At 69.1% G+C, this 19,567-nt stretch carries 13 protein-coding genes; 9 read left to right on the top strand and 4 right to left on the bottom strand.

Annotation, left to right across the window (positions count from 1 at the left end; genetic code table 11):
- From FJV41_RS01965 to mxcL, 3 genes are all read left to right on the top strand, one after another.
- Positions 1–585, top strand: a 585-nt coding sequence (locus FJV41_RS01965) for a TonB family protein (RefSeq protein WP_141640659.1), incomplete at its 5' end; no start/stop codon positions are given.
- Between the two features lie 40 nt (positions 586–625).
- The gene (mxcK, locus tag FJV41_RS01960) at positions 626–1,888 is read left to right on the top strand and encodes a myxochelin export MFS transporter MxcK (protein ID WP_141640658.1); all 1,263 of its coding nucleotides are present in this window, start codon (positions 626–628) and stop codon (positions 1,886–1,888) included.
- Positions 1,836–3,104, top strand: coding sequence for a myxochelin B biosynthesis transaminase MxcL (gene mxcL / locus FJV41_RS01955; protein WP_141640657.1), 1,269 nt, complete (start codon positions 1,836–1,838; stop codon positions 3,102–3,104). The genes mxcK and mxcL overlap by 53 nt, the downstream gene beginning before the upstream one ends.
- 56 nt (positions 3,105–3,160) lie before the next feature.
- On the opposite strand, the gene FJV41_RS01950 is transcribed toward mxcL, so the two are convergent.
- On the bottom strand, positions 3,161–3,982 hold the full coding sequence (locus FJV41_RS01950) for a siderophore-interacting protein (RefSeq protein ID WP_141640656.1): 822 nt from the start codon (positions 3,980–3,982) through the stop codon (positions 3,161–3,163).
- Positions 3,983–4,322: 340 nt separating this feature from the next.
- Between FJV41_RS01950 and FJV41_RS01945 the strand changes: the two genes are divergently transcribed.
- The 3 genes from FJV41_RS01945 to FJV41_RS01935 all read left to right on the top strand — a co-directional run bounded on the left by FJV41_RS01945 (position 4,323) and on the right by FJV41_RS01935 (position 8,711).
- The gene (locus FJV41_RS01945) at positions 4,323–6,020 is read left to right on the top strand and encodes an alpha/beta hydrolase (RefSeq protein ID WP_141640655.1); all 1,698 of its coding nucleotides are present in this window, start codon (positions 4,323–4,325) and stop codon (positions 6,018–6,020) included.
- A 228-nt stretch (positions 6,021–6,248) separates the two neighbouring features.
- The gene (locus FJV41_RS01940) at positions 6,249–7,064 is read left to right on the top strand and encodes a DUF481 domain-containing protein (RefSeq protein ID WP_141640654.1); all 816 of its coding nucleotides are present in this window, start codon (positions 6,249–6,251) and stop codon (positions 7,062–7,064) included.
- Between the two features lie 72 nt (positions 7,065–7,136).
- On the top strand, positions 7,137–8,711 hold the full coding sequence (locus FJV41_RS01935; RefSeq protein WP_141640653.1) for an AbgT family transporter: 1,575 nt from the start codon (positions 7,137–7,139) through the stop codon (positions 8,709–8,711).
- A gap of 73 nt (positions 8,712–8,784) precedes the next feature.
- Here FJV41_RS01935 and FJV41_RS01930 read toward each other — a convergent pair whose 3' ends face one another.
- A complete protein-coding gene (locus tag FJV41_RS01930) occupies positions 8,785–10,134 on the bottom strand; it encodes a DUF2254 family protein (protein WP_181790327.1) in 1,350 nt (449 codons plus the stop codon).
- A 104-nt stretch (positions 10,135–10,238) separates the two neighbouring features.
- Positions 10,239–10,601, bottom strand: a complete 363-nt coding sequence (locus FJV41_RS01925; RefSeq protein WP_141640651.1) for a hypothetical protein — start codon at positions 10,599–10,601, stop codon at positions 10,239–10,241.
- A gap of 74 nt (positions 10,602–10,675) precedes the next feature.
- On the opposite strand from FJV41_RS01925, the gene FJV41_RS01920 reads away from it, so the two are divergent.
- Entirely contained in the window at positions 10,676–12,121 is a 1,446-nt protein-coding gene (locus FJV41_RS01920) for a hypothetical protein (protein WP_141640650.1), read from the top strand.
- 22 nt (positions 12,122–12,143) lie between these two features.
- Here FJV41_RS01920 and FJV41_RS01915 read toward each other — a convergent pair whose 3' ends face one another.
- Complete coding sequence (locus FJV41_RS01915; protein ID WP_141640649.1) at positions 12,144–13,514, bottom strand: MFS transporter; 1,371 nt, start codon at positions 13,512–13,514, stop codon at positions 12,144–12,146.
- 232 nt (positions 13,515–13,746) lie between these two features.
- Between FJV41_RS01915 and FJV41_RS01910 the strand changes: the two genes are divergently transcribed.
- Both FJV41_RS01910 and FJV41_RS01905 read left to right on the top strand, forming a co-directional pair.
- A complete protein-coding gene (locus FJV41_RS01910) occupies positions 13,747–14,790 on the top strand; it encodes an LLM class flavin-dependent oxidoreductase (RefSeq protein ID WP_141640648.1) in 1,044 nt (347 codons plus the stop codon).
- Between the two features lie 166 nt (positions 14,791–14,956).
- Entirely contained in the window at positions 14,957–19,564 is a 4,608-nt protein-coding gene (locus FJV41_RS01905) for a type I polyketide synthase (RefSeq protein WP_141640647.1), read from the top strand.
- Positions 19,565–19,567: the final 3 nt, after the last annotated feature.

The raw sequence follows: 19,567 nt of genomic DNA, 5'->3' as shown, positions 1-19,567 counted from the left end.
CCCGAGCCCCCGCCGCCCGCGCCTCAGCGCGTCGCGAGGGCGGACCCGCCACCGCCGCGCGTGAAGACGCCCAGCCCCGCGCCTCGCGAGTCGTCACGTCCCACGCCCGCGGAGCCCGCGCAGGCCGGCGCCGTCATCGCCGCGAAGGAGCCGGCGGCCCCGCTCGACTTCACGGACTTCGAGATGACCAGCGGCAATGCGCCTCGCTACGCGGGAGGCGTGACGGCGTCCACGGGTCGCTCGGCGACGGCGGTCAACACCGTGCCGAGCGGAGAGACGCAGGGCCAGGGCACCGGAGGCAGCCGGGCCCGCTCCATCCAGCTCGCGGCGCGAAGCTGGAGCTGCCCCTGGCCGAAGGAAGCGGATGCGCTGCGCATCGATGACCAGCTCGTCGTGCTGCGCGTCGCCGTGGACGCCGACGGCGAGGTGACGTCGACGGAGCTGCTGTCAGACCCGGGACATGGCTTCGGCCAGGCGGCCCTGGCCTGTGCACGCAAGGCGCGCTTCGACACCGCGCTGGACCGCGAGGGCCAGCCCTACGCGGCGACCTCGCCACCGATTCGGGTGCGATTCGTCCGCCCCTAGCCTCGCGGCCCCCGCCGCGCGTGACACCTGGAGTCCCCTCGTGAACCCCGCATCTCCGCCTCGACAGGAGAGAGTGCTGACCCTGCTGCTCGCCGGGGTCCAGTTCAGCCACCTCCTGGACTTCATGATCATCATGCCGCTGGGGCCGGAGTTCATCCGGCGCTTCGGCATCACGACGGCGCAGTTCGGGGCGATGGTCTCCTCCTACACCCTGGCCTCCGCGGCCATGGGCGTGCTGGGCCTGTTCTGGTTGGATCGGTTCGACCGCAAGCGCACGCTGCTGGCCATCTTCGCGGGCTTCATCCTCTCCACGATGGCCTGCGGCGCGGCCACCGGCTACGTGTCCATGTTGGTGGCGCGCTCGCTGGCGGGAGCGTGCGCGGGGCTGATGGGCGCGGTCATCATGGCCATCATCGCGGACGTCGTTCCCCCCGAGCGACGGGGTCGCGCCATCGGCACGGTGATGTCCACCATCGGCCTCTCCGCCGTCGCGGGCGTTCCGCTCGGTCTCGCCCTGGCGAACCTCTTGGGCTGGCGCGCCCCGTTCTGGGCCATCTGCGGGCTGGCGGGCGTGTTGTGGTTGGGGCTCTTGAAGGCCCTGCCCCGCTTGGACCAGCACCTGTCCCGGAGCGACGAGGAGACCCGCCGCAATCCCCTGTCGACGCTGGCGGCGCCGGGGCTCGCGCTGGGCTGGCTTTTGACCTTCAGCGTGGCGTTCGCCAGCTTCCTGCTCATCCCCTACCTGGGCACGTACATGGTCGGCAACCTGGGCCTGTCGCAGACGGACCTGCCCTGGGTCTACCTGGGCGGCGGCGCGGGAACACTCGTGGCGGCGAAGCTGGTGGGACGCTTCACGGACCGGCTCGGAGCGGGCCGCATGCTCGCCTTGCTCCTGGTGGGCACCGTGGGCCCGCACCTGCTGTTCACGCACCTGTCGCCCTCTCCGCTGCCCGTCGTCATGGGGGCCTTCGTGTTGTTCATGGCCCTCACGTCCACGCGAGCCATCCCCACCATCGCGCTGGTGACGGCGCGGGTGCCTCCGTCGCTTCGCGGGCGGTTCCTCGCGGTGAACATGGCCGCGAGCGACGGCGCCTCCGGCCTGTCCGCCTGGGTGAGCGGGATGCTCATCGCGACGTCACCGGAGGGAGCGCTCATCGGCTTCGGCCAGGTGGGGTGGATGGCCGTGGCGGTGACGGCGCTCTCGCTGTGCCTGCTCTGGACGTTACTCGAATCAAGCCAAAGGAAGCCTCATGGACATGCCCGTCAGGAAGCACCCTTCCCTCCCCCGTCCCATCCTGGGTGAGCTGAAGCTGGAGCGCTCGAACCAGCTGCTCGCCGAGGCGCGCAAGACGGTCCCCGGCGTCACCCAGTCGATGATGAAGAAGCCGGAGTTCTTCGCTCCCGGCTCCTTCCCCGTGTTCCTCTCCAAGGGCCAGGGCGCGCTGGTGGAGGACGTGGACGGCCAGGAGTACATCGACTTCATCAGCGGCCTCGGCGCCAACATGCTGGGCCACAACCACCCCGCGGTGGTGGACACCATCCGCAAGCACCTGGAGGAAGGCGTCCTCCACTCGCTGCCCACGCCCGTCGAGGTCACCTCCATCCAGGCGCTGCTGGAGCTGGTCCCCGGCGCGGAGCAGGCGCGGTTCTTCAAGACGGGCGCGGATGCGACGTCCGCGGCGGTGCGGCTGTCGCGCTACGTCACCGGCAAGGAGCGCATCATCACGGTCGGCTACAACGGGTGGCACGACCACTTCATGTTCGACACACCGGGCGTGCCGGCCGCGCACGCGGGCCTGACGACGCGCCTGCCCCTCTTCACGCCTCCGGACGAGGCGGTGCTGCTGTCCACCATCGAGAAGCAGGCCAGCCAGCTGGCGGCGGTGATTCTCTCCATCCCCTACAACCGCGTGCTCACGTCCGCGTTCATGCAGCAGGTGCGCGCGACCTGTACGGCGCACGGCGTGCTGCTGGTGATGGACGAGGTCGTCACCGGCTTCCGTCTGGCGATGGGCGGCGCGCAGGAGTTCTTCGGCGTGCAGGCGGACATCGTGTGCATGTCCAAGGGCATCGCCGCGGGCATGCCGCTGTCGGCCATCTCCGGCCCGGCGAAGTACCTGAGCAAGCTGGCCGACCTCCAGGTGTCCACCACCTTCGGCGGTGAGCTGCTGACGCTGGCCGTGACGGAAGCCGTCCTGAAGTTCTACAAGAACGGCAACCACATCCAGCACGTGGCGAAGCTGGGCCGCAAGCTGCGCGAGGGCATCAATGCCCACGCGGAGGCCGTGGGCTCCCCGCTGCGCGTGCTCGGCTACGACGCGATTCCCTTCTTCCGCTACTCCACCGACATGGTCGAGCACGCGAAGTTGATGACGCCCTTCCAGGGCGGCATGGCGCGCCGGGGCATCCTGCTGCGTCGTGACGTGAACTTCCCCGGGGCCGCGCACACCGAGGAGCAGATCGACTACACGGTGGAGATGGCGGGCGAAGTGCTCCGCTCGCTCGCGAAGCCCGCGTAGCCTTCGTCGAAAGTCCCGGGGAGGTCGAGGTGTTTTCGGCCTCCCCGGGCGACGACTCAGTTCTGCGAGTCGTGGTGGTGGTCCGACAGGCCGCGCTTCCAGTAGCCGGTGACGCGCACCCAGCTCTTCTTCGTGCCCCGCTCGTTGAGCAGGTGGTCGCGGATGGGGCGCATGGAGAGCGACTCTCCCGACACCCAGGCGAAGTAGTCGCCGGGCGGGAAGTCGAGCCCGCGAATCGCCTGGTTCAAGAGGTCTGTTGTCCCGGCCTCCGCGCCATTGCGGTGAAGCCACGTCAGCGTCACGTTCGCCTTCGTGTCGAACTTCTGCTCCTCGCTGGCGTCCGACACCTCGATGAAGACGATGGCGCGAGCCCCCGCGGGCAGCTCTTCCAGCCTGCGGCCGATGGCGGGGATGGCCGTCTCGTCACCCGCGAGCAGGTACCAGTCGAAGTCGTTGGACACGAACAGCGAGCCCTTGGGCCCGCCCACGCCGAGGAGGTCGCCCGGCTTCGCCTTCGACGCCCAGGACGACGCGGGACCCGAGCCGTGGAGGACGAAGTCGATGTCCAGCTCGCCCGCCACCGCGTCATGCCGCCGGGGCGTGTAGTCGCGCGAGTCCGGCTTCTTCTCACCCGGCTGCAGCACCGGGCCGTTCGGCCCCATGGTGGGGATGACCGGCTTGAGCTTCCCCTCCTCGGGGAACAGCAGCTTCACGTGGTCGTCCGCACCCTCGCTGTTGAAGCCCTGGATGTCCTCGCCCCCGAAGGTGATGCGCACCACATGCGGGGTGATGGGAGTCACCCGCAGCACCTCCAGCAGTCGGAACTTCACGGGGAAGGGCCCCCGACGGAACACTTTCTCGCTCACGCTCGTCGTCACGCCGCGCTCCTCTTCTCTTCACGCTGCCTCGAGGCCCGCCCCGAAGGACGGTCCGACAGCCAGGACTACGATATTGACTCGCAATTTCGTTATCACAAGAGGCCGGGTTCGTCTCCAGGCTTGAGGGCCTGACGGGTGGGAAGTCGGAGCCCTGGCCGGGCGCCGCCTGGGCGCACGTCGGGCGAGCAGGCCTGTGCGTCTTCCCCAGGACAGCTCCCGGGCCCTTTGTCCCGGGCGGGGGTGACGAGCGCCCGCTGTGGGCCGCGTTCGCAGGTCCTACCCTCTGCATGGAACGAGGGATGCGGTGCCGCGCCGCGAGAACGTCTCCCCGGGGGTTCGCATGGAGCGCCTTCTTGATCGCGCCGCGCCGAAGCCACCCGCGCGTGGTGTCTGGCATGGGAGTCGGACTTCCTCCCGGTGGCTCCACTACACGCTCCCCGGCGCGTGGGTCGCGCTCGTGTTCGCGTGTCTGTCCTTCACGCCGTCGTTGCTGCCGCGCAGCGGTCCCTTTCAAGGACTGGTCAGTGGCATGAGCGCGGTCATCGGCTACGGGCTGGGCGTCCTGGGCGCCTGGCTCTGGCGTGAGTTCGCCAACCGACCTCCGAGAGTTCCGAGTCCACGCGCCTGGCTCGGCTTCTTCGTGGTGGGGGGCGTGGCCCTGGTCGCCGCGCTGGCGTTGGGCTGGCATTGGCAGGCGAGCATTCGCGAGCGGATGGGTATGCCCCACCCTGGCCGCGCCGGCTACCTGTTCGCGCCCGTGGTCGCGGCGGTCATCTTCTTCCTGCTCGTCGCGGCGGGGCGCGGGCTGCGCGCCGTGTATCGGCGCCTGGACTCGCGGCTCGCGCGGCACATCGGCCCGCGTGCGGCCCGGGCGACGAGCGGCGTCGTGGTGGCGGCGCTCACCTTCCTGCTCGCCAGCGGCGTGCTGTGGGACGGGCTCATCTCCCTGGCGGACCGCACCCTCGCCGTGAAGGACACGACGACCGCGGAGGGCGTGTATCCGCCGAGCAGCGTGCTGCGCTCCGGGGGCCCTGGTTCGAGAGTGGGTTGGGACACGCTGGGCCGCGAGGGACGCAACTTCGTGGGCCGGGGTCCCTCGGTCGAGGAGATCTCCACGTTCAACGGCGCCGCCGCGAAGGAGCCCATCCGCGTCTATGCCGGTTATGCCTCCGCGCCGGACGCGGAGGGCCGCGCGAAGCTGGCCGTCCAGGACCTGGAGCGAGCCGGTGGCTTCGAGCGCGAGTACCTGCTCGTCGTCACCACCACGGGCAGCGGCTGGGTGGTGCCGGAATCCGTGGACGCCTTCGAGTACGTGACGGGCGGCGACTCGGCGATCATCTCCATGCAGTACTCGCATCTGTGGTCCTGGCTCTCCGTCCTGGTGGACCAGCAGCGCGCGCGGGAAGCGGGACGCGCCCTCTTCGATGAGGTCTACGAGCGTTGGTCGCGGCTCCCCGAAGGCCGTCGTCCGAAGCTGCTCGTGTTCGGAGAGAGCCTGGGCTCCTACGGCGGAGAGACGGCGTTCAGTGGAGAGCGGGACCTGGCCAACCGCACGAGCGGCGCGCTCTTCGTCGGGCCGCCACACTTCAACACGCTGTATCGCGAGTTCACCGACCAGCGCGATGCTGGCAGCCCCGAGGTGGAGCCCACGTATCGCAATGGCCGCATCGTGCGTTTCAGCAGGCGGCCGGGCGTGGAGGTTCCTCCGGCGTCCGCACCCTGGGGGAACTCCCGGGTGCTCTACCTGCTCCACCCGTCGGACCCCATCACCTGGTGGAGTCCGCAGTTGCTCTTGAGCCGTCCCGACTGGCTGAGGGAGCCCCGGGGCGATGACGTCGTGGACGCGATGGTGTGGCTCCCTTTCGTGACGTTCTGGCAGGTGACAGCCGACCTGCCGCTGGGGATGGCGGTCCCTCCCGGCTATGGCCATGTCTACACGGGCGAGCACGTGGACGGCTGGCTCGCGCTGCTGCGGCCGGAAGGCTGGACCCAGGAGAAGACCGCGCGACTGAGGGAGCGCCTGCGGCCCGAGCCGTGACGAGTGTCGCGCGTCGGATGAAGGCAGTGAATCGGAGTCGGGTCCTGACGCGCACGCGAGCGTCCCGCGCTGCCCCCTTGGGCGATTGCGCGCCCTGTCACGCATGACGAGTGTTTGACGGAACCCGAGAGGGCGGCACGCGCCTGCTCGCTGTCCTGGCCGTGAACTCCGCGCCTCCCGTCTCCTGGCATCGCTCCAGGAGCGCCTCCCTGCTTCACCTGAGTGTGTATGAGCCCTCTTCTCTTCCTCCTCACGGTCCTTGCCCAGACTCCCACGCCGCCGCCCGACACGGTGTCGGAGGACGGCCCGGTGCGCCCATGCACCGAGGATGAGGAAGAGGACGTCGGGCCCTGGACAGGGTCCTTCGGCGTCGGATTCTCGTTCTTCACCGGCAACAGTCGCTCGTACACGCTGACGGGCAATTCCCTGGCGGAATACGAGTCACCCAAGTGGGCACTCACCCTGGAGGCGGATGGCGCCTACGGGAGAGCGGCGGCGTCCGAGGACGAAGAGGAGCTCATCGCGGAGGCGCTCGGAGCGTGGGTGCGTGGGGAGTACCGGGCCACGCCCCTGCTCAGCGCGTACACGTACCTTGGGGCGGAGACCGACCACCTGTCGAGCCTCGAGCTGCGCGCGGAGGTGGAGCTGGGGGTCGGCTTCACGTTGATTGAGCAGAAGAAGCGCAAGACGGACGAGCTGTTCCTGCGGGCCTACCTGGGCGCTCACTACGCCCATGACCGCAGGTTCCAGTACGTCCCCACGCGGAAGGATCTCCCCAGCGTCGACCTGTGGTCTCCCTCGGTCGGGGTGATGTTCCGCTACGACATCAACGAGCGGGTGGAGTTCCGGGAGTACGCGATGCTGCTTCCGGATGTCTTTGGCGACACGCGCGTGCTGCTGACCTCCACCACGAAGCTCTCCGTGAACCTGACGGGGCGCCTGGCGCTCACCACGTTCTTCGACGTACGGCATGACAGCTCACCGGCGGAGGGAAAGGCCTCCACGGACACCGCGCTCACGGTGGGAGCAGAGCTGACGCTCTGAGGCAGGGGGCTCGCGCGTCGTCGCGGGATTGAGCGGCAAGCGTGTCCCCGGATGGAAAGGATCGGGACGACCATGAAGGCAGCTCACTTCAACGATTCGATGCCGGAACGGCAGACCGAGACACCGCCCAAGAAGAAGGGACTGGAGCGGATTCTCGACACCGTCGAGCGGGTGGGAAACAAGGTCCCCCATCCGGCGGTGATCTTCGTCGCGCTGATTGGCATCGTCATCCTGCTCTCCCATGTCTTCTACATGATGGGAGCCAGCGTCACGTACCAGACCATCAATCCGGAGACCCACGTCCCGGAGGAGACGACCGCCGCGGCGAAGAGCCTGCTGACGGGCGACGGGCTTCGCTTCATGTTCGAGGGCGTCGTCCAGAACTTCATGAACTTCAACGCGGTGGGCGTCATCATCGTCGCCATGCTCGGCGTCGGTGTCGCGGACGCCGCGGGCCTGGTGGGGGCGCTGATTCGCAAGCTGGTGGCCGTCGCGCCCCGCAAGGCGCTGACGTACATCCTCGTCTTCGTCGGCATCCTGTCGAGCATCGCGGCCGACGCTGGGTATCTGGTCCTGATTCCCCTGGCGGCGGCGGCCTTCCTCACCGTGGGACGTCATCCCCTGGCGGGTCTGGCGGCGTCCTTCGCGGGCGTCGCGGCGGTGTTCACCGTCAACATCCTGATCAAGCCGCTGGACGGCATCCTGACGGAGATCACCAACGACGCCATCCACATCCTGAATCCCGAGCGCTCCATCGACCTGACGGCGAACTTCTGGTTCTCCGTCGCGTCGGTCATCATGCTGACCTTCATCGTCTCGCTCATCACCGACAAGGTCATCTCGCCCCGGCTGGGTGAGTACAAGGGCGAGAAGCCGGACGCGGCGGGTGCGACGATGAGCGCGGACGAGTCGCGTGGACTCAAGTTCGCGGGGTTGGGGGTGCTGGCGGTCCTCGTGTTCTTCGGGCTGCTGACCCTGCCGCCGGGCGCGCCGCTGCGCAATCCGGAGACGGGAGCCATCGTGGGCGACTCGCCGTTCATGAACGGCCTGATTGTCGCAATCACCCTGCTGTTCCTCGTAGCGGGTGCGGCCTACGGCATCGGCGCGAAGACCATCCGGAGCAGCGTCGACGTCATCAAGGCGATGGAGAAGGCGGTGTCGGGGCTGGGCGCGCTGATCTTCCTGCTCTTCATCATCAGCCAGTTCATCGCCCTGTTCACGTACACCAACATGGCGACGCTCGCGGCCGTGAAGATGGGCGACATCCTGGAGGACGCGGGGCTCGGGGCGCTGCCGTTGCTCGTCGGGTTCGTCGGCGTCGTCGCCGTGCTGGACCTCATCATGACGGGCGCCATTCCGAAGTGGGCCATCTTCGCGCCCGTCTTCGTGCCGCTGCTGATGCGGCTGAATGTCGACCCGGAGGCCGTGCTGGCCGCGTACCGCGTGGGTGACGGTCCGTTCAACGCCATCTCGCCCTTGAACGCCTACTTCGCGTTGATCGTCACATTCGCCCAGAAGTACCAGAAGGAAGCAGGCGTGGGCACCATCGTGGCGCTGATGTTGCCGTACGTCGTGGTCGTCTTCATCGCGTGGATCCTCCTCCTGGTGGCGTGGCAGGTGCTGGGGCTCCCGTGGGGACTCGGGTAGGCCCAAGAGGACACCTGAACCAAGGCCGTGCCGGGGCCGAGTGCCCTGGCACAGCTCGAGGGTGGGCTTCGGCTCAGTGCGGCCCCCACTCGCCCGCGTTGGCTCCGGGGTCGCTTGGCGAGCGGTTCTCGAATGCAGCGCGAATGCGCCTGGATTCCGTGAGCCGTCGATGGAGGCGTTCACGCTCGGGGGTCTCCTGGGCGGTGGCCTTCGCGAGCACGCGAGCCACGAGCGCATGCGCCGCGGCCCGGTCTTCCGCATCCCAGGCGGTCAGCCCCACGGCGAGCGCGATCTGGAGGACCTCTTCGAGGACCTCGGGACTGCCCATTCCATGGTGCAGCGGACCATCCACCGCCATGAAGAGATAGTCGCGCAGGCGCATCCCCGCGACGGACGCACGCACCTGTCCATCGGGGTCGACCACGTTCCAGTCCCCCAGCGGCAGATGTCCCAGCCGGCGCATCACCGAGCGGACCTGCTGCAGCGCCTGTCGCGCCGTATAGGCGTCGTTCGCGGAGGTCGAGAGCGCCCGGTTGGCGACGTCGACGAGGATGCGAATCCCGAGCGCGGGGTCGCAATCAGGCTCGCGCGCCGCGGTGAGGAGCAGGGCCGAGGCGAGGCTGTGCATCGCGCGAGGGTCCATGGACCCAGGAACTTCCCCCACCACCCAGCCGACGACTTCCCCCGTGTCGACATAGTCGCCGACGAATACGTCGATGCGCACCCGCACACGCCAATGCCGGGCGAGTCGAGTGAGCTGACGGAGGTCGACCTCGGTGAGGTAGCCAGAGGAAGGCGCCGTGAGCGCCGAGGCCTCGGGCGGCAGCAGCAGGGTCGCCGCCGGGTCCAATGGGAGTCGGATCAGTCGAGCCCGGATGCGACGCTCAGCCGCCGAGACGACCAGCTCCTGGACGAGTCCGAGCACGCGCTCCACTCGCATGTAACGGAACGTGCGAATCATGCAGACGACCAGGGACACGAGTGCGCAGAGGACCAGGATGAAGGCCCCCGAGAGCACGGGACGTGGACGGACTCCCGCGTCCGTGATCAAGCCCAGCTCTCGTCCAGCCACGAGGATGTACCCACTGGAGACGCAGAACAGCGGGATGGCGCGGCGCAGCGGCGCGCTCTTCAAGTAGAGCGGGACGAGCCGGGGTGAGTATTGATTCGCCGCGGACTGGATGACCGGTGCATTCAGGGACAGGACCACCGTGAGGACGGTGATCTGCAGTCCGAACAGCGCCGTGAGCGCGGAGCGTGTCTTGGAGGGGTCCCCCCGCCAGGCCAGGCCGAAGAAGGCCGATGCGTAGTCGGTCTGAACCCGCGCCAGCTCCAGGCCAAGCAGGCCGCCGATGCAGAGACAGGCGAGCAGCACCAGCCAGTAGGGGTCACGGATGAGCCTGCGGAGACGGCGGGCGACCATGCGAACTCCCTCTCGGCCAGAAGGAAAATGTGGCCCCGGCGGGCATGGCACGCAGCAGACACACGGACAGGCAGCAGCCCGTGGACTCGGTGCACGGTCGCGCCCTACCCGGCGTCGTTCACTTCGACGAGCGCCGCCAGGAACAACGAGTAGGTCAGCTCCGCCACGGGACGCTTCTCGCGGCGCGCCTGCGTACGCAGTGCCTTGGGCAACGAGCATGGCTTGCCGCGCTCTCCATCGCGGAGCTGCACATAGCCCCGCTCCGAGTACCCAAGCACCTGCCATCCCCGCTGACAGAGGGCCTGCGCCAGGTCGTCCGTGAGCTGGTGGTGGATGGCCTTCGCCAGCGGATGCTGGCCGAAGATCTCATGCGACCACCGACCCTCGTCTTCACGCCAACCGCGCGCCCGCAGGTAGTTGGCCTTCCGCGCGAGGGAGAGCCCTCCGACATGGCGTTCAAGCTTCATGGTGTCACGAAGGCTTTACATGCACACTGCGACAGAGTGCAATTGCGTGAATTTCTTGGCGTGGAGCCTTCGTGATGTCAGGCGCAGATGGGCGGCAGGGCAAGATGTTCTCCGAGGAAACCCACGTGCTGCACGGCGAGCTGTCCGCCGCGGCGGTGGCCTTCCTGAAGTTCGCGGAGCGGACTCCCGAGGCATTCGCGAAGCACCGCTTCGGCAAGTTCGAGGAGTCGCCGCTCATGTATTACGAGCTGCACCGCTGGCCCATCCTCATCGACGCGCGCCGGAACCAGTTGCTGGAGGACGTCTCGGTGAAGCTCAGCCGGCTCGTCAAGCGCGGGCCCCGGCTGCTGCTCGGCGGTGACCCGGCACGTGTCGCCGAGTACTTCGGTCTCCCGCCCGAGCGCGCACGCGTGGCGGTGGAGGCCCTGGCCCTCACGGACGACGCGCGCGGCGTGCTCAGCCGGGGCGACTTCATCGACTCCGCGGACGGGCTCAAGTGCCTTGAGATCAACATGATGGCGGGCCTGGGTGGTTGGGAGACGGCGCTCAAGGCCCAGGTGGTGATGGACCAGCCCGTGCTCCAGCGCTTCACCCAGGAGCAGGGCCTGCGCGTCCAGCTCCAGGACACCCTCAAGGCCTTCCTCTCCCACGTCATCGACGACGTGCGCCGGACTGTCGCCTGGGAGGGCGAGTGCAACCTGGCCGTGCTCTTCCCGGACAACGAGCTGCCGGACCCGGTGGGTGTCGAGATGGCGACCCTGCTGCTCAACACCACCTTCACGGAGCTGCTCGAAGCGGAGGGCGCGAAGGGCGAGGTGCTCATCGGCGCCTACGGCGAGGTCCACGACGCGGAGGGACACCGCTTCACGATGCGCGGCCGACGCGTGCATGCCGTGCAGGAGCATGACGCGAGGGACAGGCTGGAGGTGGTGGGAGCGGCGTTCGATGCCCGCGTCGGCGCCGCGCTCGCCGCCCGCACCCTCTGCCTCTACAACGGCCCGGCGCAGGAGATCCTCGACGACAAGCTCAACATCTCGCTGCTGTCGGAGAACGAGGACTCCCCTGCCCTCTCCGCCGAGGAGCGCGACCTCATCCGCCAGCACATCCCCTGGACGCGGCGGCTCCAGCGCACCCACACCCAGCGGGCCGGTGAGCGCGTGTGGTTGCCCGACCAGGTCGTCGCCTCGAAGCGCGATGGGCTGGTGCTGAAGGCGGGCCGCGCCTACGGCGGGAAGTCGGTGCTCATCGGCCGGTCGATGACCGCCGAGGCGTGGGACGCGGCCATCCAGGAGGCGCTGGAGAGCGGCGGGTGGATCATCCAGGAGCGCGTCGAACCGCGCCCCTACCACTTCATGCGGGACGACGGCTCCGTGGGCCCGCACATCCTCATCTGGGGCTCGTTCGTCTTCGGCGAGCGCTACGGCGGGACGATGGTCCGGATGAATCCCATGGGTCGGGGCAAGGACGTGGTCAACGCGACGCAGGGCGCGTTGATGTGCGCGCTCGTCGTCGTCGAGTAGCCCGCCCGTCCGGGGCCCTCCGTCACGCCGAGGTCGGCGCCGGCTGGGGCCCCACGCTCGAAGGCGGCTCGCGCAGAACGTCCGGCAGCTCCAGCTCCACGTTCCTCACCCGGGGGGAGAGCCAGGCCACCAGCACGTTCACCGCGCACAACACGCCCAGCACCAGGTAGAGCAGCGCGATGCCTCGGCCCGGGCCCACGCCGAGCATGGGCCCGAAGCGCCCCGCCAGCGCGCCGCCCGGGGCCATCCAGGGCTCGAAGAATCGGTCCGCCAGCGGCCCCGAGAGCAAGGCCGCCACCGGCGGCGTGGACAGGGCGATCATCCGCCTCACGGCGAAGACCCGGCCCTGCAACTCCGACGGCACCTTGCTCTGCCAGATGGACTGAGAGCACCCCATGACCCCTGGGGTGGTGAACATGAAGACGAAGGCGGCGCCCGCCACCAGTCGCGCATCCGCCGGCAGCGCCGCCGCGAACAGGGCCAGGCCCGCGAGCAGCTCGAAGCCAAGCACACCGAGGATGCGCCGCCGGGGCCCACCCCACACGCTCATCAACAAGGCCCCCGTGAGCACCCCCATGCCCGAGCAGGAGGCAATCCACCCGAGGGTCGACGCGTCCGCGAAGCTCAGGACCATGGGAGTGATGAGCACCGTCACCAGGCTCACGAACAGGTTGGCCACGGCGATACACGTCAACAGCCCCAGCAGGCCGGGCCGCGCCTGGATGAAACCCCACCCGACCGCCATCTGCTCCAGCAGGGAGCCTCTCGCCGCGCGCGCGGTGGCGCTTTGCTCGGGCTGGGGGAATCCCACACACAGCAGCACCAGCGCGGAGAGGAAGAAGGACCCCAGGTTGATGAGCAGCACCCCCTGGAGGCCGATTCGCACCACCAGGAGTCCCGCCAGCGCGGGCCCGCCCAACTGGCCGATTCCCAGCGCCAGCTCAATCAGGCCATTGGCCCGCCCCAGGTGCTGCTTGGGCACCATCAGCGCCGTGGAGGCCGAGTAGGCCAGCGCACGGAACGTGCCCGCGGCCGCGCACACCGCGATGGGCAGGTACAGGTGCCAGCTGCGCAGGCTCCAGAGCCCTGCCCCGTCCGCCACCAGCATGAGCCACATCAGCAGCATGGTGAGCCCCGCCCCCACGTCCGCCAGCACCATGATGCGGCGGCGGTCCCACCGGTCCACGAGCGCCCCGGCGACGGGGGCAATCAGCACCATCGGCAGGAACGAGAAGAACGAGGCGAGCGAGTACTCGGTGATGGAGTCACTGCTCCGATACACGTGGACCATCACCGAGAAGCCCGCCAGCGCCGAGCCCAGCGAGGAGACCAGCTGCGCGAACCAGGTGAGCCCGAAGACGGCGGGCGGGTGCGTGATGACGCGTCGGAACATGTGGGAGGTGCTGATAACAGGTCGCGGCCGGGAAGAAGGAGGAGTCCGCGCAACCACAGCACTCCTGCCTGTCACATTTTCTCGGAGTTCAAACAAAATCAGCCAAGCCTCATTTCTCACGGCTGGCGGTGCTATTATAGTAACGACCCCCAACGAAACGCGGTCAACTCGACGCCCCGGCCCGTGTCGTCCACGGCCGAGGGTGTCACTTGCCCCGGGAGAAGCGCTCGCCGTGAAGCTCAGTGTCCTTGACCATTCCATCGTCGCCCGAGGCAGCACGACACGTGAGGCATTCCAGAACACGGTGGAGCTGGCCCGTGCGGCGGAGCAGCTCGGCTATCACCGGTTCTGGGTCGCGGAGCACCACGGCTCCGGACACTTCGCCGGTGTCGCTCCCGAAATCATGGTGGCGCATGTCGCGGCGGCGACGTCGCGCATCCGTGTAGGCACGGGCGGTGTGCTGCTGACGAACTACAGCCCCTTCAAGGTCGCCGAGGTCTTCCGGCTGTTGGAAGCGCTCCACCCGGGACGCATCGACCTGGGCATCGGGCGGACGTCTGGCAGCGCGGACCTGGTGGCCAAGGCGCTGGCGTACGGCGTCCCCGCGAGCAACGAGAGCTTCCCGACGAAGCTCGAGGACCTCATCGCCTTCATCTCGGGGAGCACGCCCGCGACGGCGGAGTTCCAGGGGCTGGGGTTGCGGACGATGGCGCCGGGGATGCCGCAGTTGTGGGCGCTGGGCTCGGGTGAGCAGAGCTCCGTGCTCGCCGCGCGGCTGGGAATCTCCTTCTGCTTCGCCCACTTCTTCAATCCGATTCACGGCGGTCCGGTGACGCGCGGCTACCGCGCGCGGTTCCAGCCCTCTCACGTGCAATCGGCGCCTCGCTCCTCCGTCAGTGTGTATGTCATCTGTGCACCGACGGAGCAGGAAGCTCGGCGGATAGCCCGCAGCAGCGACCTGCTGACCATCAACACCCGCCGGGGCCGCAACGAAGAGCCCATTCCCTCCATCGAGGAGGCGGAGGCCTACGCCTATACGCCCGAGGACCAGGCCACGCTCGAGTTCGACCGCAAGCGCGTCGTCTGCGGAGCTCCGGCCCAGGTGAAGGAGCAGTTGCTGGGCATGGCCGAGGAGTTCCAGGCGGACGAGCTGCTCATCACGACCATCGTCCACGACCACCGCGCCCGGCTGCGGTCCTACGAATTGCTCGCCGACGCGTTCTCGCTCACGAACACGCGCGACGAAGCCCTACCCACCGCCCGCACCGCGAGCTGATTCGCGGCCTCGGGTGACTCGCGGCGGCCGGGGGACCGCCGCGGGCGACGGCTCCAGCACATTCGTCACGGACGTTCCTCCGCCTTGAAACCGTATGTGCGGACCGTTCGTACGTTCCAGACACGCCCCCCTGATTCTCCTCCTGCCTGTGAGTGCTTCGACCGCCATGAGCGAAGACAACCTGAATGACGGCGATGCACTGGCCATTGCCATTGTCGGCATGGCCGGCCGCTTCCCGGGCTCTCCGGACGTGGAAGCCTACTGGCGCAACCTCCGCGACGGCGTGGAGGGCATCCGCTTCTTCACGGACGACGAGCTGCGCGCGCGGGGTGTCCCCGAAGAGCGACTGAGGCAGCCGGGCTTCGTGAAGGCCGGGGCGGTGCTGGAGCAGGTGGATGCCTTCGACGCGGGCTTCTTCGGCTACTCGCCGCGTGAGGCGGCGTTGATGGACCCGCAGCACCGCATCTTCCTGGAGTGCGCCTGGGAGGCGATGGAGCACGCGGGCCACGGACTGGACACGGAGTCGCGCTCGGTGGGCGTCTTCGCGGGAACGAGCCTGAGCACCTACCTGCTCTTCAACCTGCACACGCACCCGGAGTTGCTCGATTCAGGCGACAGCTTCCAGGTGATGATTGGCAACGACAAGGACTTCCTCGCCACGCGGCTCGCGTACCACATGGACCTCAAGGGTCCGAGCCTCGACGTGCAGACGGGATGTTCCACCTCGCTGGTCGCAACCCACCTGGCCTGTCAGGCGCTGCTCGGCTTCCAGTGTGACGTGGCGCTCGCGGGGGGCGTGTCCGTGGACATGCCCCAGCGCACCGGCTACGTGCACCAGCCCGGTGGCATCGCGTCGCCGGACGGGCACTGTCGCCCCTTCGATGCCGAGGCCCAGGGAACGCTCTTCGGCAGTGGCGTGGGCGTGGTGGTGCTCAAGCGGCTGGAGGACGCGCTGGCGGACGGCAGCCACATCCACGCCGTCATCCGCGCCACGGCCGTCAACAACGACGGCGCCTCGAAGCTCGGCTACACCGCCCCCAGCTCCGAGGGGCAGGCGGAGGTCATCGCCCGCACTCATGCGCTGGCGGGCGTGACGCCTGACAAAGTGGGCTTCGTGGAGACGCACGGCACCGGCACGCTGCTGGGAGATCCGGTGGAGGTCTCCGCGCTGACGAGCGCCTTCCGCGCGGGCACCGAGGCCACCAGCTTCTGCGCGCTGGGCTCGGTCAAGTCGAACATCGGCCACCTGGACGCCGCGGCGGGCGTGGCCGGCCTCATCAAGGCGACGCTCGCGGTGGAGCACGGGCAGATCCCTCCCACCCTGCACTGCCGGACGCCCAACCCCAACATCGACTGGGCCCGGAGCCCCTTCTATGTGAACGCCACGCTGAAGGACTGGCAGCCCCATGGCCACCGGCGCCACGCGGGCGTGAGTTCCTTTGGCATTGGCGGCACCAACGCCCACGCGCTGCTGGAAGCGCCTCCTCCTCCCGCGCCTTCCGGCCCCACCCGGCCGTGGAAGCTGGTGGCCCTCTCCGCGAAGAAGCCGGGCGCGCTGGACACGCTCAGCCACAACCTCGGCGCGCACCTGTCGGCGCATCCGGAGCAGGAACTGGCGGATGTGGCCTACACCCTCCAGATCGGCCGAAAGGCCTTCGCCCATCGGCGCGTGGTGATCTGCGAGGACGGCCAGGACGCGGCCACGGTGCTGACCGATGGGGCACCGGAGCGCGTGTTCACCGGCATGGCGAAGGACGGTGGACGTCCCGTCGTGTTCCTCTTCCCCGGTGGCGGGGCCCAGCACGTGCGCATGGGGCAGGAGCTGTACGAGACGGAGCCCGCCTTTCGCGAGGCCTTCGACGCGTGCGCCGCCCTGCTGTCGCGCCGGGGAGGCCCGTCGCTGCGCGCGGTGCTCTACCCGCCTGGAGACGCGGACGCCTCGGCGCCCCTGCCTCGCCCGTCCGTGGGCCTGCCCGCGCTCTTCACCGTGGAGTACGCGCTCGCGAAGCTGTGGGAGTCCTGGGGCATCCAGCCCGAGGCGATGATTGGCCACAGCATGGGCGAGTACGTCGCCGCCTGCCTCGCGGGTGTCTTCTCGCTGGAGGATGCGCTCGCCCTGGTGACCGAGCGGGGTCGCCTCTTCGAGCAGCTCCCCTCGGGCGCCATGGTGAGCGTGGCCCTGTCCGAGGAGGAACTGCTGCCGCTGCTGAGCGAGCGGCTGTCGCTGGCCGCCGTCAATGGACCCACTCAGTGCGTGGTGGCCGGAGATACCGCCGCCGTGGACGCGCTTTCGACGGAGCTGGCGGCGCGTGGCATCGAGCACCGTCGGGTCCACATCGACGTGGCCGCGCACTCGCACATCATCGACTCCATCCTGCCGGCGTTCTCCGCCTTCGTGAGTCGGCTGAAGCTGCAGACGCCCAAGCTGCCCTTCGTGTCCGGTGTGACGGGGACGTGGGTGACGGAGGAGGAGGCCACGGACCCGCGCTACTGGGTGCGGCACCTCCGGCAGACGGTGCGTTTTGGCCCCGGCCTGCGCTGCCTGATGGAGGACACCTCGCGCGTGCTGTTGGAGGTGGGCCCCGGCCGGACGCTGGGCTCGCTCGCGCGGCTCCAGGTGGCTCGCGACCAGTCCACCGTGGTGCTCACGTCGATGCGCGCTCCTCGCGAGCCGGGCTCCGACGTGCGCTTCGTGCTCACCACCCTGGGCCGGCTCTGGATGGCCGGCGTGCCGGTGGACTGGAAGCGCCTGTACGCCGGAGAGAAGCGGCGGCGCGTGGTGCTCCCCACCTACCCCTTCGAGCGCAAGCGGCACTGGTTGGACCCGAAGCTGGTGGGCGCCATCGTGGGCGGAGAAGCCTCGCTTGCCCGACGCAAGGACGCCTCTGACTGGTACTACCTCCCGTCGTGGAAGCGGACGCTCGCCCCGCGCGTGCCCGCGGCCACCCTGGGTCACTGGCTTGTCTTCGTCGACGAGCAGGGGCTGGGTGATGCGCTGGCGGCGCGGCTCATGGAGACCGGCGGCCGGGTCACCCGCGTGAAGTCCGGGCCTGACTTCCGCCGGCTGGAGGACGGAGACTTCGAGGTGAACCCGGGCCGCGCGGAGAATTACGCGACGCTGCTGGCCGCGCTCACCGAGGACGGGCCGCGCCCCGACCGCATCGTCCACCTGTGGAGCGTGGATGCGACTGGCGCGGGCCTGGAAGGCGTGGAGCGCGCCCAGGACACGGGCTTCTTCAGCCTGCTCTTCCTGGCGCAGGCGCTGGGAGGCCAGGGTTCGTCCGGGCCGGTACACCTCACGGTGGTCTCCACCGGAGTGCAGTCCGTCACCGGCCACGAGTCACTCGCCTCGGAGAAGGCCACGCTGCTCGGCGCATGTCGCGTGCTGCCCCATGAGGTGCCGGGCCTCACGTGTCGGACGCTCGATGTGGAGCTGCCCGAAAGTCCGACGGAGCTCCCCGCGTTGGCGGCACGACTGGCGGGCGAGGTCACCGCGGCGTCCTCCAATGGCACGGTCGCGCTGAGAGGCGCCCACCGCTGGGAGCAGTCGCTGGAGCCCGCGCACCTGACGCCTCCGGAGACGGGCGCGCCGACGCGGCTGCGGCCTCGGGGCACGTACCTCATCACCGGTGGCCTGGGCGGAATCGGACTGGTGCTGGCGGAGTCTCTCGCGCGCAAGGTGCAGGCCCGGCTGGTGCTGGTGGGTCACCGCGCGATGCCGGAACGAAGCCAGTGGGACGCATGGCTGGGCGCACACGATGAGCAGGACGTGGTGAGCCAGCGGATTCGCCGGGTCCTTGTGTTGGAGTCACTCGGGTCCGAGGTCCTGGTGCTCCAGGCGGACGTGGGCGACGCGGGACAGATGGCGGAGGTGATGCGCCGCACGCGTGAGACTTTCGGCGATCCGCATGGCGTCATCCATGCCGCGGGTGTTCCCGCGGGTGGGCTCGCCCAGCTTCGCACCCGGAAGGCGGTGGAAAATGTCCTCCGTCCGAAGGTGCGAGGCACGTGGGTGCTGCACGAGCTGTTGAAGGGCATGCCGCTCGACTTCCTCCTGCTCTGCTCGTCCCGCACGGCCTTCACCGCCGAGCCCGGGCAGATCGACCACTGCGCGGCGTGCGCCTTCCAGGATGCCTTCGCCTACCAGGCCTCGGCAACAGGGAGCCTGCCGGTCATCTCCCTGGGCTGGGACACGTGGCGCGAGGTGGGCCAGGCCGTCACCACCCAGATTCCCGGCGGGGCCGACGCGCTGCGCGAGGCGATGCTCACCCACGCCCTGTCCCCCACCGAGGGCGTGGACGTGTTCGAGCGCGTGCTCGCGCAGATGCCCACGCACGTCGTGGTGTCCACGCAGGACCTGCGCGCGGCCATGGCCCGCAGCGCCAGCTTCCTCCAGGACCTGATGGGCCCGGTGGAGACGGACGACGCGCCCAAGGGAGAGCGCGCGGCGCCCACCAACATGGACGACGCGGAGCGCGAGCTGGCGGACATCTGGCGGCGCTTCCTGGGTGTGGAGAGCGTGTCGCTGCACGAGAACTTCTTCGAGCTGGGTGGCAACTCGCTGATTGGCCTGAAGGTCATCAACGAGGTGAAGCGCCGCTTCGGCACGGACGTGCCCGTGGTGGCGCTCTTCGAGAACCCCACCCTGAGCGCCATGGCGCGGCTCCTGACGCGCGGACAGGACCCGGCGCCGACGACGACCACCAGCGACCGGAGGAGCCGAGGAGCGCGGCGCCGGGAGCAAATCCAGCAGCGCCGCCAGTCCGGCAATTGAGGG

It is taken from the genome of Myxococcus llanfairpwllgwyngyllgogerychwyrndrobwllllantysiliogogogochensis (assembly GCF_006636215.1).
GTDB lineage: Bacteria > Myxococcota > Myxococcia > Myxococcales > Myxococcaceae > Myxococcus > Myxococcus llanfairpwllgwyngyllgogerychwyrndrobwllllantysiliogogogochensis.
The sequence above is the reverse complement of the archived record's forward strand: the minus strand, read 5'-3'. Positions and strand labels throughout refer to the sequence as shown.

What these genes read in the sequence shown, in the direction of transcription:
- FJV41_RS01945 (WP_141640655.1), top strand. Translation starts at nt 4,323, where the DNA reads ATGGAGCGCCTTCTTGATCGCGCCGCGCCGAAGCCACCCGCGCGTGGT.
- mxcL (WP_141640657.1), top strand. Translation starts at nt 1,836, where the DNA reads ATGGACATGCCCGTCAGGAAGCACCCTTCCCTCCCCCGTCCCATCCTG.
- FJV41_RS01940 (WP_141640654.1), top strand. Translation starts at nt 6,249, where the DNA reads ATGAGCCCTCTTCTCTTCCTCCTCACGGTCCTTGCCCAGACTCCCACG.
- FJV41_RS01935 (WP_141640653.1), top strand. Translation starts at nt 7,137, where the DNA reads ATGAAGGCAGCTCACTTCAACGATTCGATGCCGGAACGGCAGACCGAG.
- FJV41_RS01905 (WP_141640647.1), top strand. Translation starts at nt 14,957, where the DNA reads ATGAGCGAAGACAACCTGAATGACGGCGATGCACTGGCCATTGCCATT.
- FJV41_RS01915 (WP_141640649.1), bottom strand. Translation starts at nt 13,514, where the DNA reads ATGTTCCGACGCGTCATCACGCACCCGCCCGCCGTCTTCGGGCTCACC.
- FJV41_RS01930 (WP_181790327.1), bottom strand. Translation starts at nt 10,134, where the DNA reads ATGGTCGCCCGCCGTCTCCGCAGGCTCATCCGTGACCCCTACTGGCTG.
- FJV41_RS01920 (WP_141640650.1), top strand. Translation starts at nt 10,676, where the DNA reads ATGTCAGGCGCAGATGGGCGGCAGGGCAAGATGTTCTCCGAGGAAACC.
- FJV41_RS01925 (WP_141640651.1), bottom strand. Translation starts at nt 10,601, where the DNA reads ATGAAGCTTGAACGCCATGTCGGAGGGCTCTCCCTCGCGCGGAAGGCC.